The organism is Streptomyces sp. NBC_00271, assembly GCF_036178845.1.
Lineage (GTDB): Bacteria > Actinomycetota > Actinomycetes > Streptomycetales > Streptomycetaceae > Streptomyces.
On sequence record NZ_CP108070.1, the window covers coordinates 10,312,915 to 10,336,121 of the forward strand.

The 23,207-nt window shown below is 71.9% G+C and carries 22 protein-coding genes; 16 read left to right on the forward strand and 6 right to left on the reverse strand.

Annotated elements, in window-relative coordinates:
* Positions 1–152: 152 nt before the first annotated feature.
* Complete coding sequence (locus tag OG798_RS46940; RefSeq protein ID WP_328759123.1) at positions 153–2,933, reverse strand: alpha/beta hydrolase family protein; 2,781 nt, start codon at positions 2,931–2,933, stop codon at positions 153–155.
* A 346-nt stretch (positions 2,934–3,279) separates the two neighbouring features.
* On the opposite strand from OG798_RS46940, the gene OG798_RS46945 reads away from it, so the two are divergent.
* Positions 3,280–3,438 (forward strand): hypothetical protein, encoded by a 159-nt coding sequence (locus OG798_RS46945; protein WP_328760236.1) that lies wholly within the window; start codon positions 3,280–3,282, stop codon positions 3,436–3,438.
* Positions 3,439–3,902: 464 nt separating this feature from the next.
* On the opposite strand, the gene OG798_RS46955 is transcribed toward OG798_RS46945, so the two are convergent.
* Together OG798_RS46955 and OG798_RS46960 are read right to left on the reverse strand one after the other, a co-directional pair.
* The gene (locus OG798_RS46955) at positions 3,903–4,139 is read right to left on the reverse strand and encodes a hypothetical protein (RefSeq protein WP_328759125.1); all 237 of its coding nucleotides are present in this window, start codon (positions 4,137–4,139) and stop codon (positions 3,903–3,905) included.
* Between the two features lie 64 nt (positions 4,140–4,203).
* Positions 4,204–5,343, reverse strand: a complete 1,140-nt coding sequence (locus OG798_RS46960) for an inorganic phosphate transporter (protein ID WP_095857537.1) — start codon at positions 5,341–5,343, stop codon at positions 4,204–4,206.
* Between the two features lie 283 nt (positions 5,344–5,626).
* On the opposite strand from OG798_RS46960, the gene OG798_RS46965 reads away from it, so the two are divergent.
* The 12 genes from OG798_RS46965 (at position 5,627) to OG798_RS47020 (ending at position 17,018) form a co-directional block, all read left to right on the forward strand.
* Positions 5,627–5,917: a hypothetical protein gene (locus tag OG798_RS46965; protein WP_328759127.1), complete on the forward strand. Its 291-nt coding sequence runs from the start codon at positions 5,627–5,629 to the stop codon at positions 5,915–5,917.
* 214 nt (positions 5,918–6,131) lie between these two features.
* A complete protein-coding gene (locus tag OG798_RS46970) occupies positions 6,132–7,442 on the forward strand; it encodes an MSMEG_0569 family flavin-dependent oxidoreductase (RefSeq protein WP_328759128.1) in 1,311 nt (436 codons plus the stop codon).
* Between the two features lie 10 nt (positions 7,443–7,452).
* On the forward strand, positions 7,453–8,268 hold the full coding sequence (locus tag OG798_RS46975) for an amidohydrolase family protein (protein WP_121413951.1): 816 nt from the start codon (positions 7,453–7,455) through the stop codon (positions 8,266–8,268).
* A gap of 56 nt (positions 8,269–8,324) precedes the next feature.
* Positions 8,325–8,849 carry an MSMEG_0572/Sll0783 family nitrogen starvation response protein gene (locus OG798_RS46980; RefSeq protein WP_095850857.1) on the forward strand — a complete coding sequence of 175 codons (525 nt, stop codon included), beginning with the start codon at positions 8,325–8,327 and terminating at the stop codon, positions 8,847–8,849.
* Positions 8,850–8,859: 10 nt separating this feature from the next.
* The gene (locus OG798_RS46985) at positions 8,860–9,975 is read left to right on the forward strand and encodes an MSMEG_0568 family radical SAM protein (protein WP_328759129.1); all 1,116 of its coding nucleotides are present in this window, start codon (positions 8,860–8,862) and stop codon (positions 9,973–9,975) included.
* A 3-nt stretch (positions 9,976–9,978) separates the two neighbouring features.
* The gene (locus OG798_RS46990) at positions 9,979–11,436 is read left to right on the forward strand and encodes an MSMEG_0567/sll0787 family protein (protein ID WP_328759130.1); all 1,458 of its coding nucleotides are present in this window, start codon (positions 9,979–9,981) and stop codon (positions 11,434–11,436) included.
* The gene (locus OG798_RS46995; RefSeq protein ID WP_095850854.1) at positions 11,433–12,278 is read left to right on the forward strand and encodes a carbon-nitrogen hydrolase family protein; all 846 of its coding nucleotides are present in this window, start codon (positions 11,433–11,435) and stop codon (positions 12,276–12,278) included. The genes OG798_RS46990 and OG798_RS46995 overlap by 4 nt, the downstream gene beginning before the upstream one ends.
* Before the next feature lie 10 nt (positions 12,279–12,288).
* Positions 12,289–13,113, forward strand: a complete 825-nt coding sequence (locus OG798_RS47000) for a carbon-nitrogen hydrolase family protein (protein ID WP_095850853.1) — start codon at positions 12,289–12,291, stop codon at positions 13,111–13,113.
* Between the two features lie 15 nt (positions 13,114–13,128).
* Complete coding sequence (locus OG798_RS47005) at positions 13,129–14,235, forward strand: MSMEG_0565 family glycosyltransferase (RefSeq protein WP_328759131.1); 1,107 nt, start codon at positions 13,129–13,131, stop codon at positions 14,233–14,235.
* Between the two features lie 31 nt (positions 14,236–14,266).
* The gene (locus OG798_RS47010; RefSeq protein WP_075028203.1) at positions 14,267–15,352 is read left to right on the forward strand and encodes an S-(hydroxymethyl)mycothiol dehydrogenase; all 1,086 of its coding nucleotides are present in this window, start codon (positions 14,267–14,269) and stop codon (positions 15,350–15,352) included.
* Complete coding sequence (locus OG798_RS47015) at positions 15,352–15,981, forward strand: MBL fold metallo-hydrolase (protein WP_095850851.1); 630 nt, start codon at positions 15,352–15,354, stop codon at positions 15,979–15,981. Before OG798_RS47010 ends, OG798_RS47015 begins: the two co-directional genes overlap by 1 nt.
* Positions 15,982–16,103: 122 nt before the next feature.
* On the forward strand, positions 16,104–17,018 hold the full coding sequence (locus OG798_RS47020) for an SDR family oxidoreductase (protein WP_121413946.1): 915 nt from the start codon (positions 16,104–16,106) through the stop codon (positions 17,016–17,018).
* 2 nt (positions 17,019–17,020) lie between these two features.
* Here OG798_RS47020 and OG798_RS47025 read toward each other — a convergent pair whose 3' ends face one another.
* Complete coding sequence (locus OG798_RS47025; protein WP_095850849.1) at positions 17,021–17,557, reverse strand: hypothetical protein; 537 nt, start codon at positions 17,555–17,557, stop codon at positions 17,021–17,023.
* Between the two features lie 18 nt (positions 17,558–17,575).
* On the opposite strand from OG798_RS47025, the gene OG798_RS47030 reads away from it, so the two are divergent.
* Positions 17,576–18,352, forward strand: a complete 777-nt coding sequence (locus OG798_RS47030) for an SDR family NAD(P)-dependent oxidoreductase (RefSeq protein ID WP_095850848.1) — start codon at positions 17,576–17,578, stop codon at positions 18,350–18,352.
* On the opposite strand, the gene OG798_RS47035 is transcribed toward OG798_RS47030, so the two are convergent.
* Entirely contained in the window at positions 18,342–19,736 is a 1,395-nt protein-coding gene (locus tag OG798_RS47035) for a pyridoxal phosphate-dependent decarboxylase family protein (RefSeq protein WP_121418162.1), read from the reverse strand. The genes OG798_RS47030 and OG798_RS47035 overlap by 11 nt on opposite strands.
* A gap of 181 nt (positions 19,737–19,917) precedes the next feature.
* Between OG798_RS47035 and OG798_RS47040 the strand changes: the two genes are divergently transcribed.
* Positions 19,918–20,613, forward strand: a complete 696-nt coding sequence (locus OG798_RS47040) for a L,D-transpeptidase family protein (protein WP_095850847.1) — start codon at positions 19,918–19,920, stop codon at positions 20,611–20,613.
* Between the two features lie 28 nt (positions 20,614–20,641).
* Here the strand turns inward: OG798_RS47040 and OG798_RS47045 are convergent, their stop codons facing one another.
* Positions 20,642–21,844, reverse strand: coding sequence for a Gfo/Idh/MocA family protein (locus OG798_RS47045; RefSeq protein WP_328759133.1), 1,203 nt, complete (start codon positions 21,842–21,844; stop codon positions 20,642–20,644).
* A gap of 184 nt (positions 21,845–22,028) precedes the next feature.
* Here OG798_RS47045 and OG798_RS47050 point away from each other — a divergent pair, with 184 nt between their 5' ends.
* On the forward strand, positions 22,029–23,201 hold the full coding sequence (locus tag OG798_RS47050) for an ROK family transcriptional regulator (protein ID WP_328759134.1): 1,173 nt from the start codon (positions 22,029–22,031) through the stop codon (positions 23,199–23,201).
* The last annotated feature ends 6 nt before the right edge of the window (positions 23,202–23,207 follow it).

Here is a 23,207-nt window from a genome sequence, read left to right on the forward strand (position 1 = left end):
GCCGACCGCGACCCCCGCCCCCGGGCGATCTCCTCCACGTGGATGATGGAGAGAGTCTCGTATGCGCTCCGCCTGACCTGGACCGGCCTTTGCCCTGGCGACACGTAGGGGGCATGGACCACCATGTCCATGCCCCCCATACGCAGGACGGTCTACTGCGGTGCGTCCACCACCGTGCCCGTCAGCACGGGATGGTCGGGAAGCGGTTCGGCGTTGTCGTCGGTCAGCGCGAGGCGTAGCGACTCGGCCGGCTCGGCCAGTTGGTCCTTCACCGTCGGCACGGTGAAGTCGGCGGTGGTGGTCCCGGCCGGGATGTCCGTCCCCACCCACAGGTTCGCCAGGGAGAGGGCGCGCTCCGGGTCGGGGAGCTCACCGGCGTGGTCCGTCAGCCATTGCGGGTCCACGTCCTTGGTGGACAGCTCGGCGCCCTCGGTGACCGGAAGCAACCGCATCGGCTGCAGGATGTCCACCTCGGCGGGCTCGGAGAGCGAGATCCGCCACGTCAGCGTCCCTCCCTCGGTCACCCGGTCCGTGACCGGCGTCAGGGTGACCGCGGGCGCGGGGTCGTCGTTCGCCGCGGTGACCCCGCCCCGGTACGAGCCGATGACGGCGCCGCGCACGGCCTTCGCGACGACGTCGTACTGCTCGTCGTAGCCGAAGCGCGTGTCGCCCTTCACCTTCACGGGCACGTCGATGGGGGCGCTGCCCGGCCGTACCGTGACCAGCTTGTCCTCGGCCTGTCCGGTGTCCGGGTCGAGGACGGAGAAGCGGACCTTGCCGCTGCCGTGCCCGGAGACCTGGACCGGGATGTGGTAAGTGAGGGTGCCCGAGTCGCCCTCCTTGACGGTGAGTCGACCGATGTCGACGCGCGGCAGCGACGCGGCACTGGCCGCCGGGGTACCGGGGGCCCAGCCCCAGGCATCCATCAGCCAGGCCTGTCCGGACGGCGAACGCGGGGTCAGTTCAAGGGACTTGACGTGCCTCAGGTCGAGGCCGGCGCGGATGGCCGCGGTCAGCGGGACGCGCAGCTCGCGCGCCCAGTACGAGGAGGTGCGCTCGGTGCCGGGCAGCCCGTCGACCTTGACCTGGCCGAGCTCGGCGCGGTGGCCGGAGGAGTCGGTCACGGCCACGTCCAGTGGGGTGCCGGTCGTGTTCGGCGGCACGAACACGCGAAGCGCAAGGCTCTTGGCGCCCGAGAGGGACACCGGAGCGGCGGGACGGACCTTTGTCGTCGCGCCCGGCGCCGACCACTTCAGCGCGACCGCGCCGCGGCCGGCCTCCTTCTCCGTCCACCACCGAGCGAAGTGCGGCGACCTCCCCGCGGCGTCGGGGTCGAGACATGCCACGGCCGGGTCGGGGTCGAGCGCCGAGCACAGCCTGCCGCCGGTCACCTTCACCGGGGCGTCGGGCAGGAAGCCGCCCGTGCGGCGGGCGCCGACCGCGTGGGTCAGCACGCGGGCCGGGTCGGCCGAGGGGGCGCGCCGACCCGAGCCGTCGAGCAGCGGACGCACCCGGTCGTCGCCGGCGACGAACAGCCGCGCCGCGGCGGCGATGTAGGTGGCGCCGGCCTGGTGCTGCTGGTCGGCGGTCAGCCGGGTGCGGGCGCTCGTGGAGCACACCGGGTCGGGCCGCTGTTCCGGGTCGTCCCAGAAGTCGTCGAAGGAGGGTGCCTCGGACTTGCCCGGCGTCCACTCGGTGTTGAAGAAGTTGTGGTTGGCGCCGACCACGTAGACGGCGCTGTGCAGGGCGGTGCCCCGGCTGACCCCGCGCGTCCCATCGACGTACACCTCGCCCTGGAGGTCGGAGACGTCACCGTCGCAGCCGGGGAGGATCGTCGTGGACGGCACGTCGGCCACCGGATTCTGGCCGAAGATCGTCGGTCCGATGAGGACGGTCCCGCGGATCTTCCAGCGCACCGGGCCCCGGTAGCCGTCCTGCGCGGCGGGCGGCGGGTAGAGGCTGTCCATGGCGGCCCGGTTGACTCCCTCGCCGCCGCGCGAGTGGCCGACGAGCAGCACCCGGGACAGGTCGGCCTCGGCCGCGTCGGGCACGGCCGCCGGGGCGGTGCCCGGGTGGGCGGCCCAGTCGGCCCACTTGGCGAGGTGCTGTCGCACCAGTGAGGAGCGCGCCTGCGCACCGCCGTCCTCGACGTCCCCGTCCTGGCCGTTGATGCCGTTCGCCGAGATCGACACCGTCACATAGCCCTGGGAGGCCAGCAGCTTCTGGTCCTTCAGGTAGCCCTTGTGGCTCGGGATCGGCCGGGTGCCGGCCGAGCAGGGCCACTCGAGGGTCACGTCGTCCTCGGACCCGCCCGGCTTGAAGCAGGTGGGGTGGCGGCCGTGGAGGAAGAGGGCGAGCGGTCGCCTGCCGGTGGCGCCGGTGGGTGCGACGACGACGGCCTGCATCTCGACCGGCTGGGCGAAGCCGGGGAGCTTCACCGGGTCGAGGCGGTACTCGCCGGTGACCGTGCGGTACCCGCCCGGCCTGCCCGGGTCCACGGAGTTCGCCGGGAGCGGGGCCGGGGGCTGCGCGGCCTTCAGGGAATTCTTCGGTTTCTTGCCGGTGTTGTCGGCAGGCGCGTCCAACCGGCGCCCGGCCGCCAGGACTTGAAGGTCCCTGAGCGGGGTGGCTCCGCGGAGAGCGAGCCGGAACGTGTGGCCGTCCTTGGCCGCCTTCGGTATGCCGAGCAGTCGGCCGGCCGAGCGGAACTCGACACGGGCGTCGCCCACGGGTACGGCCCTGTCCGACCGCCAGACCAGCTCACGCGCGAGGCCCTTTCCGGTGACGCGCCAGCCCGGTGGCAGCGCGCTGTCCGCCTTCTGCGTCAACGGCTCTGCCTTGGCGGGATGTTGGGCCTGGGCCAGTCCCGGTGTGCCCGCCAGGGCCGCGAGAACGGCCACGGCGGTGACCGCTATTCGCCGGGTACGGTTCAAGGATCCCCTCCTCACACTTCGAGCGCGGGCGCCCCGCCGATACCGGGGGCCCCTCGCGCCTCGAAGGAAGCGAATCGGGACCTGTGGGTTGCCTGTGCCGGGGAAGTGTGCCCGCGCAGGACAAGAATCGGGTCACCGGGACTCCCCGCGCGGACGCCGGAAATAGCCCCTCCATGGGCCGAACTCCCCTTCTCCGCAAGGCCGTCGTCGACACCGGCCACCGCGCCCGCATCCTCGACACCATCCGGGGCACCGGCGACTCCCTCACCGTCGCCCTTGCCCACCGCCTCCATCCTGGCCGCGTGCGGAACGCGTACCGCTCCTCGCCGTTCTTCGTGACGGACGGATGGAAGACACCGGGACGGTGGCCGGCGCCTCGTCCTCCCACGGCATGGTGCGGTTGCCGGGGAAACGAGTGCGCGAGTCCCACAAGGTCGTCGGCGCGTTCAGCACGGCGTTGTCGGGGGGCACCGATACGACCGGGCGGTTCGGCCGGATCCACTGACTTCACGAGGGGTGTGGCCAGCAGTTCCCGGCCCCGCTCCGGGGTGATCAAGGGGCCGAGGAGCGGGTCGGCGCGCAGGCCGACCGGCGCGAGGTGCTCGGGGCCGATCGGGCGTCACTCGGGCAGCGCGGCGCGCACAATACGCCGGGCGTCCCCGTCACCCCAGCGTGCCGGCTCCCGTGCCTCTTCCACGGCACGGATGAACGGGCCTTTGGCGGCGTAGCGGAAGGTGCCGCCCCCCACCTGCCGCAGGACCTCGTCCGCCGCGTCGCGCACCTCGTCGGAGGCGCGTCGGCCGTGAGCCTCGGGAAATACACCATGCAGGTCTCCCCGAGCAGCCGGCGGAACGCGTTGACGAACTCCGCCCCACACGCTCCGAGCGGCTCGACGCGTACCGTTCCGGAGGACTCGCGTGACTCGTGCGGTTCGGGTCCGCACGGATGGTGCCTCGGGTACGACGGACGTCAGCCGCTGATGATCAGGGTGAGCCCGTAGACGGCGACCGCCAGGCACGCGCCGAAGCACAGCGCCGCTGCCACGGTGGCCGTCCGGTAGGCGCCGCGGGAGCGTTCTCCGCCGTGGCCTGCGCCGTCGGCACGGGGCTGGGCGGCGACACCGAGGGAGAACAACACGACCGTGAGCAGCGTGATCCCGAGGCTCACACCGACCACGCCACCGAGGGCGGCCCAGTGGATGTCCATCGCCGCGCCTCCTTTCGCTGCCGGACGGGACGGGGTGGGTCAGGATGGGACGTTCGGTCGGCTCTCACGCCGCAGGCTGTTCCACGCATTCGGCCGGCCGGGCGGGCAGTTCGTTGACGTTGTCCGGAGTCACGGGCCGGTGGCGCGACAGGGCCCAGAACCCGGCTGCCGCCGCGGCCGCGACGGCGGCCACCAGGGCCACGCCCGCGGTGCCGTGACCGGCGGTCCAGGCCGCCGCGCCGCCGACGGCCGCCGCCGCCGGCAGCGTGAGCAGCCAGGACAGTGCGATGCGCCCGGCCACGCCCCACCGCACCTGGGCCAGCCTGCGGCCCAGGCCCGCGCCCAGGATGCTGCCGGTGCACACCTGCGTGGTCGACAGCGGGAATCCCATGTGGGACGAAGCGAGAATCACGGCCGTCGCGCTGGTCTCGGCCGCGAAGCCCTGCGGCGCCTCGATGTCGGTGAGCCCCTTGCCCATGGTGCGGATGATGCGCCACCCGCCCGTGTACGTGCCGAGCGCGATCGCCATTCCGGAGAGGAGTACCACCCACCAGGGCGGCGCGGAGTCGTGGGCGAGCGCCCCGGTGGAGATGAGGGCCAGGGTGATGACCCCCATGGTCTTCTGCGCGTCGTTGGTGCCGTGGGCCAGCGCCACCAGCGACGCCGAACCGACCTGCCCCCGGCGGAATCCCCGCCGCGCCTGGTCGGGGGCCGTCCGCCGGGTGATGACGTACGCGAAGTAGGTCGCCAGCAGGGCCACGACACAGGCGACGAGCGGCGAGACGACGGCGGGGATCAGGATCTTCTCGACGATTGCTCCGAACTGCACCGCGGATGCGCCGGCGCCCACCCACACCGCGCCGATCAGCCCGCCGAACAGCGCGTGCGACGAACTCGACGGCAGCCCGGCGAGCCAGGTCAGCAGGTTCCACAGGAGAGCGCCGACCAGCCCGGCGAAGATCATCACCAGGGAGACCTTGGCATCGTCCACGATGCCGCCGGAGATGGTCTTGGCAACCTCCGTGGACAGGAACGCGCCCGCCAGATTCAGTGCTCCCGCGACGGCGACGGCCACGCGCGGTCTCAGGGCCCCGGTGGCGATCGACGTCGCCATCGAGTTGGCCGTGTCGTGGAACCCGTTGGTGAAGTCGAACGCCAGGGCCGTCAGGACGACCACGACGAGGAGGAACGAGACGGTACCCACGGGGGGACCTCCGAAGAACAGGACGGCCCCCACGTCCGCCGTGCCGTCCCCCGCCCCGGACGTGTTCCACGCTAGGCGGCTCCTCCCGGGCCCGCGACCGGGGGCCCGGGACCGGGGGCCCGGCTGGGGGCCCGGCTCACGGCGGCCCCGGCGCCGCTCACGCGGTCGCCGACGGCCGGTCGTCGGGCGAAGCGTCGTCACCCTCCCGATCAGCGCGAGTTCGGCCGCCGCGCCGTACGTCCGTCGCCGCCCCGCCCGATCTCCAGGGCACGGCCTCGACGAGGTGGGGCCGCCGGTCCTGGACGCCGTGGCCCACGGCGACCGGGTGTACCTCCACATGTGCCACTCGTCCGAGCCGCGCGCGGCGACCGGCGGCTTCGGGGTCGTCCGTGAGGAGCCGGCCGGTGTAGTGCTCGCCATCGGCGCGACCCTCGCCCCGGTGCCGCGCGCCACCGGGGGTGCCACCGCGGGGCAGGATCTCGCGGACGTCGTGCTCGTCGAGCCCTACCCGCGTGGTACCTCCGCCCAGCACGTCGCCGAGGCGCTCGTCCCTGTCCGGAGCCGCCCGTCCTGATCCCGTGAACCGCCCTCGTCTTCGCCCTGCCCGACGGCTGATTGCCTACCAGGCAACGAGTGAGGGTTCGGTAACTCCCCTTTGTTCCGGATGAATTGATCCGGCAACCCATGCTGGCTGAAGTGGTCCTCACAAGCAGCGCCGAGGTGCCACCACCTCTACGCCTCCTCTATGCCTCGCTGGAGGATTTCATGCCCGAACTCAGGAGCACAGGGTGAGCCCCCGGCTCGCGGGGGCCCACTATCCGGTGACCGTCGTCGGTGGGGGCCAGGCGGGACTGTCGGTCAGCTACTGCCTGCGCGAGCGCGGTATCGAACACGTCGTCGTCGAGGCGCACCGCGTCGGCCACGAGTGGCGCGAGCGCCGCTGGGACTCGTTCTGCCTGGTCACCCCCAACTGGCAGTGCAAACTGCCCGGTCACCCCTACCGGGGATCCGACCCGGACGGATTCATGGTCCGCGACGAGATCGTGCGCTACCTGGAGGAGTATGTCGCCCTCTTCGCGCCGCCGCTCGTCGAGGGTGTCTCCGTCACCGGACTGCACCGCACCGCCCGAGGAGTCTTCGAACTCACCACCACCCGGGGCGGGTTCACCGCCGACCAGGTGGTCGTCGCCACCGGCCCCCACCACACGCCCGCCGTCCCACGGATGGCCGAGCGGCTGCCCGGCCCGATCGAGCAGATCCACTCCTCCCGCTACCGCAACCCCGACCGGCTCCCCGACGGGTCGGTCCTGGTGGTGGGCACCGGACAGTCCGGCTGCCAGATCGCCGAGGACCTGCACCTCGCGGGACGCCAGGTCCATCTGGCCGTCGGCAGCGCACCCCGGGTGGCCCGCTTCTACCGCGGTCGGGACTGCGTGGCCTGGCTGGACGAGATGGGCCACTACGCCAAGAGCATCGACAGCTTCGACGACGCCTCCGCCGTCCGAATGCGAGTGAACCACTACGTGACCGGGCGGGACGGCGGTCGCGACATCGACCTGCGCGCCTTCGCCCGCGACGGAATGCGGTTGTACGGGCGGCTGACCGGCATCGACGAAGGCGTCCTGGAGTTCGCCGACGACCTCAAGATCAACCTCGACCGGGCCGACGCCGTCGCCGACGGCATCAAGGACGCCATCGACGCGTACATCACCGCGCACGGCATCCAGGCCCCGGACGAGGCCCGCTACCGTCCCGTCTGGGAACCCTCGCGGCAGTCTGACGCACTCGACCTCGCCGAGGCCGGCATCACCTCCGTCGTCTGGTCCACTGGCTTCACCCGTGACCATCGGTGGATCGGGATACCCGCCTTCGACGGCCGCGGCTACCCCATGCACCGGCGTGGCGCCACCAGCACTCCCGGCCTGTACTTCCTGGGTCTGCCCTGGCAGTACTCGTGGGGCTCGGGCCGCTTCGAGGCGGTCGGCAGGGACGCCGAGTTCCTCGTGGACCACATCGACGCCTCGCGTCGCCTCGCGGATGTCTGCGGTGCCCTCACCGGCGCCCCCACCGAACTCGCCGCCGCCCTCCCTGTCGGCTGAAGGCATTGCCATGGTCCACGACGCACACCGTCACATCGGTGTCCTGCCCGCCCACCCCTTCTACGGCGGTCCGCCCGTCCACCCCGACGTCAGCGCCCGCGCCACCGTCAAGCAACTCGTCGCCGACCTCGACGCCGAGGGCACCGAACGCGCCCTCGTCATCCCCAACTACGGCGTCCCCGACCCCGCCGTCGCCTTCTCCTTCAACGAACTGGCCATCGAGGCCGCCCAGAGCGACGACCGCATCCGGGCCGGCCTGTGGGTCTCCCCGCGCCCCGAGGACGAGCACCGCACCGCACAGGCGCTCGCCCTGGCCCGCGAGGACGGCGTACGCGCCCTCAAGCTCAGCTTCCTGTTGGGCGGCCGCGCCTCCGACCCCGCCTGCCGCCCCGTACTCGACCGGATCTTCCACGAGGCGGCACGCCTGAACCTCGTCGTACACGTCCACACCTCGCCCGGCGCCGCCTCCGACATCGACGAGGTCGGACTTCTCGTCGACCGGTACGCCGACCGGGTCGCCCTCCACCTCGTGCACTTCGGCGGCGGAATGAGCGGCCACATCAAACTCGTCGGCTCACGCTTCTTCGACTGGATCGAGGCCGGCAAACGCGTCTACACCGATCTCTCCTGGGCCATCGGCTTCGCCCCGTACTGGCTGGCCCGGGAGATCGAGCGCCGCGGCATCGGCCACGACCGCGTGCTCTTCGCGAGCGACCAGCCATGGGGCGACTACGTGGGCGAGTACGCCCGGATGACCGCCGCGACCGGCGGTGGCGAACTCGGCGAGCGGGTCTTCAGGGACACCTTCGCCGCGCTCTACGACTGACCCCACCCACTCCCTCGCACGCAACTCCCCGCTCCCTCACACACAAGGAGACAGCCATGTCCGAAACGGTCACCGAACTCAGCGACGTCGAACGGAAGTCCCTCGACGAGATCCCGCACCCCTCCCTCCCCGAGGGCTCCAGCATCTACGGCTCCACCAAGGTCTTCCCCGACTACCAGGCCGAGGACGGGGAGACCTACTTCACCCTCGTGCACGGCATCGCCCACGAGTCCTCGGTCTCCTTCGTCGCCGTCCTGCAGGCCACCCGAGCCCTGCGCAAGGGCTTCGAGACCGCCCTCTACTTCTACGGCCCCGGCTCCCTCAACTGCCTCGCCACCCGCGGCTTCCCGACCACGGGGAACTCCGCCTTCCCCGGCGAGCACAACATCAACAACCAGCTCAAGACGTTCATCGCCGAGGGCGGCAAGGTCTTCTGCTGCCGGTTCGGCCTGTCCCTGCACGGCGCCCGCGAGGAGGACCTGATCGAGGGCGTCATCCCCACCCACCCCCTCGACGTCCAGGACGCGCTGATCCACTACGCGCGCAAGGGCGCCGTCATCAACTCCACCTACCAGCTCTGAGGGGTACACCGTGAGCGTTGGCACCAAGTCGACAGCGGTGGACGTGCGGATCACGACCCGCGCCGAACTCGCCCTGCACGGAGTGCGGACCGAGGCTTTCGTGCGGCGGCCCGACGGCGCGGGACCGAGCGACGACGGACATTTCGTCCTGGGTACCGGTCCCGTCGACGGTGCCAACGCCGCGCTGCCCCGCAACCCCGCGAGCCCCTACTCCGTACGCGACGGCCGCGTCTGGCTCGGCGACGAGAGCGGGACACCCACCGACACCGGCCTGACCCTGACCGCCGTACCTCGGCCGAAGTTCTACGACCTGACGACCGCCGAGGGCACCCCGTACGAGCACATCGCCCGCCTGCACGGGGCCGACGTCCTCGCCACCACCGTCGTCCAGACCTGTATCCGCTACGCCGAGTCCGACCGCTGCCGCTTCTGCACCATCGAGGAGTCCCTGCGCTCCGGCGCGACCACCGCCGCCAAGACCCCGGCACAACTCGCCGAAGTCGCCGAGGCGGCCGTCCGGTTGGACGGGGTCAGGCAGATGGTGATGACCACCGGTACGACGACCGGCCCGGACCGGGGCGCCCGCAACCTCGTACGCTCCGTGCGTGCCGTCCTCGACGCCGTGCCCGGCCTGCCCGTCCAGGTGCAGTGCGAACCGCCCGGCGACCTGGCGTGGATCCAGGAGCTGTACGACGCCGGGGCCACCGCCATCGGCATCCACGTCGAGTCCCTGGACGACGCCGTACGACGGCGCTGGATGCCCGGCAAGTCCACCGTCCCGCTGACGGAGTACGAGGCCGCGTGGGACGAGGCGGTCCGCGTGTTCGGACCCAACCGTGTCTCCACCTACCTCCTCGTCGGCCTCGGCGAGGACCCCGGCGAACTCATCGCCGGAGCGGGGGAGTTGATCGACCGGGGTGTCTATCCCTTCGTCGTCCCCTTCCGGCCGATGCACGGCACGCTCGCCGCCCGCGACGGAGCCCGGGCACCGGACGCCGAACTGCTGCGCCGCGTCACCGAGGGCGTCGCGGCGAAGCTCCGCGCGGCGGGTATGACCGGCGCCGACCAACGTGCGGGCTGCGCGGCCTGCGGCGCGTGCAGTGTGCTCAGGACGGCGGGTGGGTGAACCGTGTATCTCGACGGATCCACCACCGTGCCGGGGCCGGAGCGCGCTCAGGACATCCTGGCGCTGCTCGGCGATCGCAGCACCCTCGCCCGACAGCCCGCGTTTCTCATCGAGGACGCCCCGGGGAAACGGGAGTCGCGCGCCTATCGGCGGCTGCGCCGGGACACCTTCGTCCACGAGCAGGGGCTCTTCGCCGGCCATGACCTCGACGACCGCGACGAGGACCCGCGCACCCTCGTCCTGGTCGCCAGGGACCGGGACGGCACCGTCGTGGGCGGGGTGCGGCTGGGCCCGGTGGACGACGGCCCCGACCTTGGCTGGTGGGCGGGTGGGCGGCTGGTCGTCGCGCCCGGCGCCCGGGGCCCGGCCGGGATCGGCGCGGCCCTGGTGCGGGCGGCGTGCGCACGGGCGGAGGCCGAGGGCGTCCTGCGCTTCGACGCGACCGTACAGCCCCGAAACCGCCCTCTGTTCGGCCGACTCGGCTGGGAGACCGCCCGGGAGGTCGTGGTCGCGAACACCCCGCACGTCCTCATGCGGTGGCCGATCCGCCGGATCGCCGCACAGGCGGCGGCCACCAAGGCCCCGCTCGGACCCCTTCTCGGACCGCTCCTCGGACCCCTGCCCGGCCCGCTGCTCCAGGCGCCGCGCGGTTACCTGGGCGACGACGGAGCACCCGTCCCGGGCACCGATGTGATCGCCGCCTGCGACGCGATCGTGCCCTCCATGGTCGAGCGCGACCCGGAATGGGCGGGCTGGTGCTCCGTCCTCGTCAACGTCAACGACCTCGCGGCGATGGGTGCCGCGCCCGTCGGGCTCCTGGACGCGGTGGGCGCCAGGGACGCGGCGCACGCCCGGCGGATCCTCGCGGGACTCGGACGCGCGGCCCGGGCGTACGACGTTCCAGTCCTCGGCGGCCACACCCAACTCGGCGTCCCCGCCGCCCTGTCCGTCACCGCCCTCGGCCGCACACGCCACCCGGTACCGGGCGGTGGCGGACGGCCCGGTCACGCGGTCCGGCTCACCGCCGACCTCGGCGGCGGCTGGCGCGCCGGCCACCGGGGGCGCCAATGGGACTCGTCCACCCATCGTCGTACGGACGAACTGCGCGCCATGACCGCGGCGGTGGCCGTCGCCCGGCCCGCCGCCGCCAAGGACGTGTCGATGGCCGGGATCGCCGGGACGCTCGGCATGCTCGCGGAGGCGAGCGGTTGCGGGGCCGTCCTCGAGGTGGCCGCGGTGCCCCGGCCGGGCGGGGCGTCCATGGGGGACTGGCTGACCTGCTTCCCGGGGTTCGGGATGCTCACCACCGACGAGCCGGGCGCTCCCCGGCTGCCCGCGGGCCCCGCCGTCGGTGCGGTGTGCGGGGAACTGACCACAGGAGAAGGCGTCGGACTGCGCTGGCCCGACGGCGTGATCACCGAAGCGGTCACCGGACCGGTGACGGGAATGGGGACGGCATGAGCACCCTTCGTATGGCGGCTGTCGCCGCCGAGTTCGGCCGCGACCTCGAAGAGGACTTCGCCGTCGTGGAGCGGCTGATCAAGGAGGCCCGGACAGCCGGTGTACGCCTCCTCGCCCTGCCGGAGGCCTGCCTCGGCGGCTATCTGCTCAGCCTCGACGACTCCGCCTCGGACGAGGGCCCGCCCGCACTCGCCCTCGACGGACCCGAGATCCGCCGACTGGCCGCCCTTGCGGGGGAGTTGACCGTCGTCGCGGGCTACTGCGAGGCCGACGGGGACGCCCGCTACAACAGCGTGGTGTGCGTGAACGGCGACGGAGTGCTCGGCAACCACCGCAAGGTCCACCAGCCGCTCGGCGAGGACGCCAGCTACGCCTCCGGCGACCGCTTCCACGCCTTCGACACGCCCGTCGGCCGGATCGGCATGATGATCTGCTACGACAAGGCGTTCCCGGAGTCCGCGCGGGCGCTGGCGCTGGACGGCGCCGAGATCGGCGTCTGTGTCTCGGCCTGGCCCGGCTCCCGGACGAACGCCGCGACCGAACTCGCCGACGACCGCTGGAAGCGTCGCTTCGATCTCTTCGACCGGGCCCGCGCCCTGGAGAACCAGATCGTGTGGATCTCCGCCAACCAGGCGGGTACCTTCGGGTCGCTACGCTTCGTCGGCAGCGCCAAGGTCGTCGACCCGGGTGGCGAGATCCTCGCCGACACCGGAGTCGAAGCGGGTCTGGCGATCGCCGAACTCGACGTCACCCAGGCCCTGGAGACCGCCCGCCGCTCCATGGGGCACCTGCGTGACCGGCGCCCGGACACCTACACGTACGCAGGAGCAGTCAGCACATGAGCAGCGACCGATGAGCGCAGTCCGGATCGCGGCCGCCGCCGCCCACTTCGGCCGCGACCTGGAGTTCGACCTCGCCCGCATCGCCAAGATCATCGACGACGCCCGGGGCTCGGGCGCCGGACTGCTCGTCCTGCCCGACGCCGCGCTCGGCGGCTACCTCGCCGACCTGCGCCACCCCGACCCCGAGGCGCTGCCCCCGGCCCTCAAGCCGGACGACCCGCTGATCCTCCAGGTCGCCCGCCTCGCCGCCGAGATGGTGGTCTGCGTCGGCTACTGCGAGGACGGCGGCGACGAGCGCTACAACGCCGCCGTCTGCGTCAGCGGCGACGGCGTCCTCGGCCGCCACCGCAAGGTCCACCTGCCGGCCGGAGAGGTCGCCGCCTACGCGCCCGGCGACCGCTTCGACGCCTTCGACACCCCGGTCGGCCGAATCGGCATGCTCATCGACTACGACAAGACGTTCCCGGAGTCCGCGCGCTCCCTCGCCCTGGACGGCGCCGAGATCCTCGCGTGCCTGTCCGCCTGGCCCACCAGCATCACCAACCGCGCCCCGCGCATGGCCCAGGACCGCCAGGCCAAACTCTTCGACCTCTACGACCAGGCACGTGCCGCCGAGAACCAGGTCGTCCTCGCCTCCTCCAACCAGACCGGCGCCATGGGCGGCATGCGCTTCCTCGGCCAGTCCAAGGTCGTCGGCCCCGGCGGCGACATCCTCGCCCGCACCTGGGCCAAGGCGGGCCTGGCCGTCGCCGAGATCGACATCGCCGCCGAGATCGACCGCGCCCGCCGCGTGCTGCGCCACCTCGACGAACGCCGCCCCGCCGCGTACCGATAGACCGGGGAGCCCCTCGTGAAGATCGCCCTGCTCAGCTACTCCACCAGGCCGCGCGGCGGTGTCGTGCACACCCTCGCCCTCGCCGAGGCGCTCGCCGCGGCCGGCGAGGACGTCACCGTCTGGTCGCTCGGCCGGGGCGGCGACCGCGGCTTCTTCCGCGAGGTCGACGACGAGGTGCGCGTACGGATCGTCCCGTTCCCCGACGGCCCGCGGGAGGAGACCGTCGGCGCGCGCATCCTCCGCTCCATCGCCACCCTCCGCGCCGCCTTCGCCCCGTGCGCGGCGGCGTACGACATCGTCCACGCCCAGGACTGCATCAGCGCCAACGCGGCGGGCCCCTGCGTCCGCACCGTCCACCACCTCGACCACTTCACCACCCCCGAACTGGCCGCCTGCCACGAACGGGCCATCGTCGAGCCGTACGCACACCTCTGCGTCTCGCGGTCCGTCGCGGACGAACTCCGCGCGGGCTGGGGCCTCGACCCCGCCGTCATCCCCAACGGCGTGGCGTACGAACGGTTCGCGAGCACCGAACCCGCGGCCCGTGCCGCCTGGCGCGCCCGCCTCGGCACGTACGTCTTGACCGTCGGCGGGATCGAACCGCGCAAGGGCTCCCTCGACCTCATCGAGGCCTACGCCCTGCTGCGCGCCGCGCGTCCCGATGTGCGGCTCGTGATCGCGGGCGGCGAGACGCTCTTCGACTACCGCGACTACCGGGCGAGGTGGGAGGCCCGGGCCGCCGCACTCGGCGTCGAGCCGGTCGTCCTAGGCGCCGTACCGGAGTCCGATCTGCCGCCGCTCGTGGCCGCGGCCGACGCCTTCGCGTTCCCCTCCCTCAAGGAGGGCTTCGGACTCGCCGCGATGGAGGCGCTCGCCGCGGGCGTCCCCCTGGTCGTCCGTGATCTGCCCGTCCTGCGCGAGGTCTTCGGATCCGCCGCCCGCTTCGCGGACACGCCGGAGGCCTTCGCCACCGCGCTCGGCCACGCCCTCACCTCGGACGATCCGGTACGCGCCGCCCTTGGCCGGAAGCTGGCCGCCCGCCACACCTGGACCGAGGCGGCCGCACGCCACCTGGCGTTCTACCGGTCGGTTACCGGCGGGTCACACCGTAGGGTCGGTTGACGAACGTCGATCTACGGAAGGGTTCACCACCATGGCGCAGGAAGTACGTGGCGTGATCGCCCCGGGCAAGAACGAACCGGTGCGCGTCGAGACCATCGTCGTGCCGGATCCGGGGCCGGGAGAGGCCGTGGTGAAGATCCAGGCGTGCGGGGTCTGCCACACCGACCTGCACTACAAGCAGGGCGGCATCAACGACGACTTCCCCTTCCTGCTCGGCCACGAGGCGGCCGGGATCGTGGAGTCGGTCGGCGACGGCGTCACGGACGTGGCTCCCGGCGACTTCGTCGTCCTCAACTGGCGTGCGGTGTGCGGACAGTGCCGGGCCTGTCTGCGCGGGCGGCCCTGGTACTGCTTCAACACGCACAACGCCAAGCAGAAGATGACGCTCAAGGACGGCACCGAACTGTCCCCGGCCCTGGGCATCGGCGCCTTCGCGGACAAGACCCTGGTCGCCGCCGGACAGTGCACCAAGGTCGACCCCGCGGTCTCCCCGGCGGTCGCCGGTCTGCTCGGCTGCGGGGTGATGGCGGGCATCGGCGCCGCCATCAACACCGGCAACGTCGGCCGCGGGGACTCCGTCGCCGTCATCGGCTGCGGTGGCGTCGGCAACGCCGCGATCGCCGGAGCCCGGCTGGCCGGCGCCGCGAAGATCATCGCCGTCGACATCGACGACCGGAAGCTCACCACCGCCTCGAAGCTCGGCGCGACCCACACCGTCAACTCCACCTCGACCGACCCCGTCGAGGCGATCCAGGGACTCACCGGCGGCTTCGGCGCCGATGTCGTCATCGACGCGGTCGGCCGCCCGGAGACGTACCGGCAGGCCTTCTACGCCCGCGACCTCGCCGGCACGGTCGTCCTCGTCGGCGTACCCACCCCCGAGATGAAGCTCGAACTGCCGCTCCTCGACGTCTTCGGACGCGGCGGCGCCCTCAAGTCGTCCTGGTACGGCGACTGCCTGCCCTCCCGCGACTTCCCGATGCTCATCGACCTGCACCTCCAGGGGCGGCTGGACCTGGACGCGTTCGTGAGCGAGACGATCGCCCTCGACGGGATCGAGGCCGCCTTCGAGCGGATGCACCACGGTGACGTGCTGCGTTCGGTGGTGGTGCTGTGATGGGCGCCCGGATCGAGCACCTCGTCACCTCGGGCACGTTCTCGCTCGACGGCGGCACCTGGGACGTCGAGAACAACGTGTGGATCGTCGGCGACGACCACGAGGCGATCGTCATCGACGCCGCGCACGACGCCGACGCCATCGCCGCGGCGGTGGGCGACCGGCGGCTGCTGGCCATCGTGTGCACCCACGCCCACAACGACCACATCGACGCCGCGCCCGCCCTCGCCGAGCGCACCGGCGCCACGATCTGGCTCCACCCCGACGATCTGCAGCTGTGGAAGCAGACCCACCCCGACCGGCTCCCCGACGCCTGGCTGCAGGACGGGCAGGTGATCGAGGCGGCCGGCGCGGACCTGACCGTCCTGCACACGCCCGGTCACGCCCCGGGCGCGGTCTGCCTCTACGACCCGGGCCTGGGCGCCGTCTTCACCGGTGACACGCTGTTCCAGGGCGGGCCCGGAGCCACCGGGCGCTCCTTCTCCCACTTCCCGACGATCGTCGAGTCGATCCGGGAGCGCCTGCTCACCCTCCCGGCCGACACGGTCGTGCGCACCGGGCACGGGGACTCGACCACGATCGGTGCCGAGGCCCCGCATCTGGAGGAGTGGATCAAGCGCGGTCACTGACCGGGCCGGGCCCGTCGCGACACACCACGAATCACGACAGGAGATGTCCGGCTTCCGAGGGACTCTCGTGGGGACACACGGGCGAAGGCAGCCCGTGAACGCCACGAGCACGGAGGTCGGACATGCCAGGGCCGTTGGACGGCAGGGTCGCGCTGGTCGCGGGAGCGACCCGCGGAGCGGGCCGAGGAATCGCGGTGGAGCTCGGCGCGGCCGGCGCCATCGTCTACGTCACCGGACGCAGCACGCGCGAACGGCGTTCCGAGTACGATCGCCCCGAGACGATCGAGGACACGGCGGACCTGGTCACCGCGGCCGGAGGCGTCGGCATCGCGGTGCCCACCGACCATCTGGTCCCCGCCGAGGTCGAGGCCCTGGTCGCCCGCATCGCGGACGAACAGCGCCGCCTCGACGTCCTCGTCAACGACGTCTGGGGCGGCGAGAAACACTTCGAGTGGGACACCCCGCTCTGGGAGACCGACCTCGACCAGGGCCTTCGGCTGCTGCGCCGGGCCGTCGAGACGCACGCGATCACCAGCCACCACGCACTGCCCCTGCTGCTGCGCACCCCCGGCGGCCTCGTCGTCGAGATGACCGACGGCACCGCCGAGTACAACCAGGACACCTACCGGGTCTCCTTCTTCTACGACCTAGCCAAGGCGTCCGTCCTGCGCATGGCGTTTTCCCTCGGCCACGAACTCGGCCCGCGCGGCGCCACCGCCCTCGCGCTCACCCCCGGCTGGCTGCGCTCGGAGATGATGCTCGACAACTTCGACGTCAGCGAGGAGAACTGGCGGGACGCCCTCGAGCGCGTCCCGCACTTCGCCATCTCCGAGACGCCCTTCTACGTCGGCCGTGCGGTGGCCGCGCTGGCCGCCGACCCGGACGTCGCGCGCTGGAACGGCCGCTCGCTCTCCAGCGGGCAGCTCGCCCAGGAGTACGGCTTCACCGACCGCGACGGCAGCAGGCCCGACGCCTGGCGTTATCTCGTCGAGGTCCAGGACGCGGGCAGACCGGCGGATGTGGCGGGGTACCGGTGAGCTCAGGTCGGAGGCACCGGCGACAGCGGCCAGCGTGCGGAGTGGCCCGGGGGCAGCGCCAGATCCTCCCGCACGGCCGCGTAGTAGCCCTCGCGCCCGGCGCGCTGCCGCTCCAACAGGGTCTGCCATGCCTGCGGGTCACGCGTCCCCTCGCGCAGGAACTGCTCCATCTCCATCACCCTGACCACCCACGTCCGGGCCCGCTCCACCACCTCCGGACTGCCCAGGAGGATCAGCGTCTCCCCGGACGGATCCCGCGCGAGGGTGGCCTCGGCCAGCAGCGGCTCGGCCTCCTGCGGGGACAAGGGGTGCGGGTGCGGGTCGTTGCCCAGGTATGACGCCACCCGGTAGGTCAAAGTGACGCTCTTCTTGAGCGACCGCGCGTAGTCGGCGTACACCGCGAGCCGCCGTTCATCCCATCGGGCCGTCTGCTCCCGACGGAAGCGGGCCCGATCGCCTCGCACGATCGCCAGATACGAGCCGAGGGCACCGATGACCACGCCGATCAGTGCCGGAAGTTGTTGTATGAACGCGGACATGGGCGCACGGTATCCGTCATGAGGCGATTCGAGGGATACGGAGTTCTGATCACGGGCGCGGCCCGCGGCATCGGCGCGGCCACCGCCCGCCGGCTGGCCGAGGAGGGCGCCCGGGTGCTCGTCACGGACGTGGACCCGGCCGAGGCGGAGAAGACGGCCGCCGCGATCCGCGAACTGGGGGCGCGGGCCGAGGAGCTGGCGTGTGACGTGGGGGACCGGGCGGCGGTGGAGGCGGCCGTCGCGTACGCCGTGGACTCCTTCGGCTCGCTCGACGTCCTGGTCAACAACGCGTACGGGTGCTCTCCCGACGCCCCGCTCTTCGAGGACGAGCCGGACGAGGTGTGGGCCCGTGACCTCGACCTCACCCTGACCGGCGCGTACCGCTGCAGCCGCGCGGCCCTCCCGCACCTGGTGGCCTCGGGCCGGGGCGCCATCGTCAACATCGGTTCGGTGAACGGCATCCAGGACTTCGGCAACCATGCCTACAGCGCGGCCAAGGCGGGCCTCATGTCCCTCACCCGCACCCTGGCGGGGCACGCGGCCCCTCGTGGTGTGCGGGTCAACCTGGTCGCGCCGGGCACGGTCCGCACCCCGGCGTGGGAGGGCCGCGACGGCGATCTCGCCCAGGCGTCGGGGATCTATCCGCTCGGACGGGTCGGTGAACCGGACGACATCGCGGCCGCCGTCGCCTTCCTCGCCTCCCGGGACGCGGCATGGATCACCGGGACCACGCTGTGCGTGGACGGCGGCCTCACCGCGGTCAACACGGGTTTCCGGAGCGCGGTCAGGCCGTGAGGGCGGCCGACCGCAGGGCGGAGAACACCCTCTCGGTGTCGGCCTTTGTCGTACGCCAGTTGCTGAAGGCGGCCCGCAGTCCCTGAGTCCCCGCGTACACGGTCGGCGTCACGTAGGCCTCGCCCGAGGCCGCGACCGCCGCCGCCAGGGCGTGCACCCGCTCCCGCGTGGGGTCGTCCGCGAGGGTGAAGCAGACGACGTTGAGCCGGACGGGCGCCAGGAGCCGCAACTCCGGTACGTCCGTGATGCGTTCGCCCAGCAGCCGGGCGAGCGCGATGTTCCGCTCGACGATCTCGCGATGCCCCTCGCGTCCGTACGCCATCAGCGAGAACCACGCCGGGAGCGCCCGCAGCCGGCGCGAGTTCTCCGGGGTGAGGTGCAGGAAGTCGGGGTCGCCGGTCGGCAGGCCCAGGTACGGGGACTTGTTGTGGAAGACCCGGACCTGGAGGTCCCGGCGGCGCGTGAACTGCACGGCCGCGTCGTAGGGGACGTTGAGCCACTTGTGCAGGTCGACACAGACGGAGTCGGCCGCGTCGAGCCCGTCGACGAGATGCGCGTACGACGGTGACAGCGCGGCGAAGCCGCCGAACGCCGCGTCCACGTGCAGCCAGAAGTCGTACCGCTCCTTGAGCGCGGCGATGGCCCGCAGATCGTCGAAGTCGACGGTGTTCACGGTTCCGGCGTTCGCCACGACGACCGCCGGGCGCCCGTCGAGCGCCTCGAGGGCGGCGGCGAGCCGCTCGACGTCGACGGCCTCACGGTTCCCGGGCAGCACCGGCACCGTCCGCAGCCGGTCCCGGCCGATGCCGAGCACCGACAGTGCCTTGGTGACGCTGGAGTGCGGGGAGCCGGACAGGACGTCGACCGGTCCGAGCGCGGCGGCGCCCTCCCGTGACACGGACACGCCCAGCCGCTCGCCGAGCCACTCCCGCGCGATCGCCAGACCGACCGTGTTCGAGACGGACGCGCCGGTCACGAACGCCCCGCTGTGCGCCTCGCCCAGTCCGAACAGCTCGCGCAGCCAGCCCACCGTCTCCCGCTCCAGCGCGCTCGCCGACGATCCGCCGCCGCCGGACACGTTCTGGTCGTACGCGCCGGTCAGCCAGTCCCCGGTGAGCGAGGCGGGCGTCGCGCCGCCGGTGACGAAACCGAGGTAGCGGGGCCCCGCGGAAGCGGAGAATCCGGGCGCCCAGCGCTCGGCGAACCGGCTCAGCGCCCCCTGCGCGCCGAGTCCCTCGGCGGGCAGGGGCTCCGGGTCGGGCACCTTGCCGGGGTGGGCGACGGGACGCCCGTCGAGTCCGTCCACCTCCCCGGCGGCGAAGTCACGGGCGGACTGCAGGAGCTCGGGAAGCCGGGAGAGATCGTCGGCGAGTGTGCGGTGCATGGCGGCAGCGTAGATCGGGCGGCGCACCCGCAGCCCGGTCCAATCCGAGGTAACTGGACTGCGCTCAATGTCACCGTTTCGTCGCAGACCGGACAGCCGTACAACGCCTGCGACCCGACGCGGGTCTAGCAGGCGGAGAACGAGGGAAACACCCGGGAACACGCAGACAGAAGGGCCCGACATGGGGGACATACGCAGACGCGGAGCCGTCGCTCTGGGGATCACCGGACTGGTCGCGCCGCTGACGCTCGCGCTGGGCACGGCGCCCGCGCAGGCCGCGAGCTGCACGACACAGACCGGCCCGTACCAGAAGCAGGTGGAGAAGTTCCTCGGCCGACCGGTCGACGGCCGGCAGTCCACCGCCGACTGCAAGGCGATCCAGGCCTTCCAGACCAAGCACGGCATCACCCCGAACGCGGGCTACGCCGGGTCCGTCACCTGGGGCGTGATGGACCTGATGAACAAGCAGAAGGCCGTCGGCAACAAACCCAACAAGGACGGCAAGTGCCCCGTCAACAAGGGCCGCATCGCCTGCGTCAACCTGACGCTCCAGCTCAGCTGGATCCAGGACGGCAGCAGGCTCGTCTACGGTCCGGTGCCGGTCCGCACGGGACGCAACGGGTACGAGACCCGCACCGGTCTGAAGAAGATCTACTGGCGGGACATCGACCACGTCTCGACCATCTACAACGTGCCCATGCCCTACAGCCAGTTCTTCGACGGCGGCCAGGCCTTCCACTCGGTCGGCCTGAGCATGTGGAACCCGCCCGGCTCGCACGGCTGCGTCAACATGACCACGACCACGGCCAAGAAGTACTGGTCGCTGCTGAAGAACGGCGACGACGTCTTCGTCTACGGCCGCAAGCCGGGCACCTGACGGCACCCGGACCCGCCGGGGAACGTCATCACGCCTCGGGCGCGTCCCCGAAGTCCGGGATCTCCAGCCTGACCCCACCCTGCCGCGCGGACTCGTGCGCGACGATGCCCGGCAGGGTGTAGCGGGCCGCGACCCACGCGTTCACCGACGGCAGCGTCCGGGCGTTGACCGCGGTCACGAAGTCGTCCACCAGGAAGTGGTGGCTGCCCTCGTGCCCGTTGTGCAGGTGGTCGAACCCCCGGGGCAGCCGCGCCCGGTCGTGCACGGGCGCCGACCCGGACGTGAACGCGGCCCGCAGCGCCGGCGCGATGTGCTGGAGCGAGGGATCGTCGGGCGCCAGCGTCGGCTTGGGCTCGAGGAGTTCCGTGATGTCCTGCACCCCCTTCTTGTCCTGCCAGAAGCTCACCGTGGCGAGCTGCTCCATGCTGGCGTCGGTTCCGAAGAACCGGAAACGCGACTCCCGGATGTGCGAGGGATAGCCGACCCGCCGGAACTCGTTCGTGCGGAACGAGCCGCCGCCCGCCACCTCGAACAGCGCCGTCGCGTTGGAGAAGTCGTTGCCGAACTGGCTGATCTCCTTGTCGAACACCCCGTCCCCGCGCTCGTCGCGAACTCCGATGGCCGACACGCTCACCGCGTGCGTCCGCCAGGCGCCGAGCACCCCGCCCACCGAGTGCGTCGGGTAGAGGAGCGGGGGATAGCTGGCGGTCGCCTTCCAGTTCTCGCCGCCGCTGTACTGGTACGCCTCGTAGAACCCGAGATCCATGTCGTGGACGTAGTCGCCCTCGGCGTAGAAGAGCCGCCCGAAGGCGCCCTCGGCGATCTGGTTGCGGGCGTGGACCGTCGCCGGGTTGTACTGGCTGGTCTCGCCCATCATGTACGTCAGTCCGGTCGCCCGTACCGCGTCGATGATCGCGGCGATCTCGTCTTGGGTGATGGCCATCGGCACCGCGGAGTAGACATGCTTGCCCGCCCGGAGCCCCTGGAGCACCAGCGGCCCGTGGGTCCAGCGCTGGGTGAAGATCGCGACGGCGTCCACCGCCTTCGACTCCAGCATCGCCTCGTACGACGGAAAGGTGCCCGACAGCCCTTCGGCGGCCGCCAGTTCCTCCGCCCGCTCGGGGAGCAGATCGGTGACGTGGACATCGGCGACGCCGGGGTGGGCGAGGAACAGCTTCGCGAACTGGCCGGAGAACTGGCCGGCGCCGACGATGCCGAGAGAGAACGTCATCTGAGCAACATCCTTCACTGGTGGAGACTTCACGGGTCGGGCTCGTCCTGGACTCATTTACTTTTGATGCGGAACAATCAAGGCGTCAAGAGTCCTGTACGCATCCTTTCCGGCGAACTGCCGCGCCATAGAGTGATGTCGTTAATTCCGAGGCGAAAGAAAATTTTGTGGGAGTCCGATCCTCATGACCACACGTGCCGCCGCCGGCTGGCTGCCGCTGAGTCCGGGTGAGCGTGCGGTGGCGATCGAGGTGCTCGTGCACGGGCCGCTGTCGCGCAGCGAGCTCGCGCGCCGCCTGAACCTGTCGGCGGGCAGCCTCACCCGGCTGACCAAACCGCTGATCGAGACCGGCCTGCTGATCGAGGCCGCCGAGTCGGGGGAGGGGGAGAGCGCGGAAGTACGGCAGGGGCGTCCCTCACAGCCCCTGGACATCGTCGCCGACTCCCGCTCCTTCATCGGATTCAAGATCACCGAGGACATGGTCTACGGCGTCGTCACCACCCTGCGCAGCGACATCGTGGTGCGTCACGACCGCCCGCTCACCACCCACACCCCGGCCGAAGTCGCCGACCTGCTGGCTGAGATGACCGAGGAACTCACCCCGTCCTCTCCCGCGCCGGCCGGAATCGGCATCGGAGTCGGCGGCCGTGTCGAGAATCGATCGGTCGTCGCCGAGTCGGCCTTCCTCGGCTGGACGGACGTCCCGCTGGCCGAACTCGTCGTATCGCGCACCGGGTTGCCGGTGGTCGTCGAGAACGACGTCGCCGCCCTCGTGGAGGCCGAGACCTGGTTCGGCGCCGGCCGTGGACTCGACCGCTTCGTGGTCCTCACCATCGGCGCCGGGATCGGCTACGGCCTCGTCCTAGGCGGCAGCCGGGTCGCCTCCGTCGAGGACGGGCGGGGCGTGGGCCGCCGCTGGATCGTGAACCCGTACGGGCCCCTCACCCCCGAAGGGGAACGCGGCAGCGCCATCTCCCTGCTGACCATCCCCAGCATCCGCTACCAGGTCAGGGCCGCCACCGGCGAGGACCTGACCTACGAGGAGATCCTCGCCCGTGCCGCGGCGGGTGACCCGCTGCCGACCCGCGTCCTCGACGAGGCGGCCCGCGCGCTCGGCACCCTCGTCGCACAGATCGCCAACTTCGCCATGCCGCAGAAGATCCTGCTCGCCGGAGAGGGCGTCGGACTCGTCGACGTGGCGGGCCCGGTCGTCGAGGAGACGATCCTCACACACCGCCACCCGCAGGCCGATCCGGTCGATCTGCACACGAAGGTCTCCGACTTCCACGACTGGGCGCGCGGGGCCGCGGTGCTGGCCATTCAGGTGCTGGTGCTGGGGGCGGGGGAGAGACGGTGAACAGGT

Excerpts from the sequence above, each read along its gene's own strand:
- OG798_RS46945 (WP_328760236.1), top strand. The coding sequence starts at position 3,280 with ATGGAAGACACCGGGACGGTGGCCGGCGCCTCGTCCTCCCACGGCATG.
- OG798_RS46955 (WP_328759125.1), bottom strand. The coding sequence starts at position 4,139 with ATGGACATCCACTGGGCCGCCCTCGGTGGCGTGGTCGGTGTGAGCCTC.
- OG798_RS46975 (WP_121413951.1), top strand. The coding sequence starts at position 7,453 with ATGGTCCACGACGCACACCGTCACATCGGTGTCCTGCCCGCCCACCCC.
- OG798_RS46980 (WP_095850857.1), top strand. The coding sequence starts at position 8,325 with ATGTCCGAAACGGTCACCGAACTCAGCGACGTCGAACGGAAGTCCCTC.
- OG798_RS46995 (WP_095850854.1), top strand. The coding sequence starts at position 11,433 with ATGAGCACCCTTCGTATGGCGGCTGTCGCCGCCGAGTTCGGCCGCGAC.
- OG798_RS47000 (WP_095850853.1), top strand. The coding sequence starts at position 12,289 with ATGAGCGCAGTCCGGATCGCGGCCGCCGCCGCCCACTTCGGCCGCGAC.
- OG798_RS47010 (WP_075028203.1), top strand. The coding sequence starts at position 14,267 with ATGGCGCAGGAAGTACGTGGCGTGATCGCCCCGGGCAAGAACGAACCG.
- OG798_RS47015 (WP_095850851.1), top strand. The coding sequence starts at position 15,352 with ATGGGCGCCCGGATCGAGCACCTCGTCACCTCGGGCACGTTCTCGCTC.
- OG798_RS47020 (WP_121413946.1), top strand. The coding sequence starts at position 16,104 with ATGCCAGGGCCGTTGGACGGCAGGGTCGCGCTGGTCGCGGGAGCGACC.
- OG798_RS47025 (WP_095850849.1), bottom strand. The coding sequence starts at position 17,557 with ATGTCCGCGTTCATACAACAACTTCCGGCACTGATCGGCGTGGTCATC.
- OG798_RS47030 (WP_095850848.1), top strand. The coding sequence starts at position 17,576 with ATGAGGCGATTCGAGGGATACGGAGTTCTGATCACGGGCGCGGCCCGC.
- OG798_RS47035 (WP_121418162.1), bottom strand. The coding sequence starts at position 19,736 with ATGCACCGCACACTCGCCGACGATCTCTCCCGGCTTCCCGAGCTCCTG.
- OG798_RS47040 (WP_095850847.1), top strand. The coding sequence starts at position 19,918 with ATGGGGGACATACGCAGACGCGGAGCCGTCGCTCTGGGGATCACCGGA.
- OG798_RS47045 (WP_328759133.1), bottom strand. The coding sequence starts at position 21,844 with ATGACGTTCTCTCTCGGCATCGTCGGCGCCGGCCAGTTCTCCGGCCAG.
- OG798_RS47050 (WP_328759134.1), top strand. The coding sequence starts at position 22,029 with ATGACCACACGTGCCGCCGCCGGCTGGCTGCCGCTGAGTCCGGGTGAG.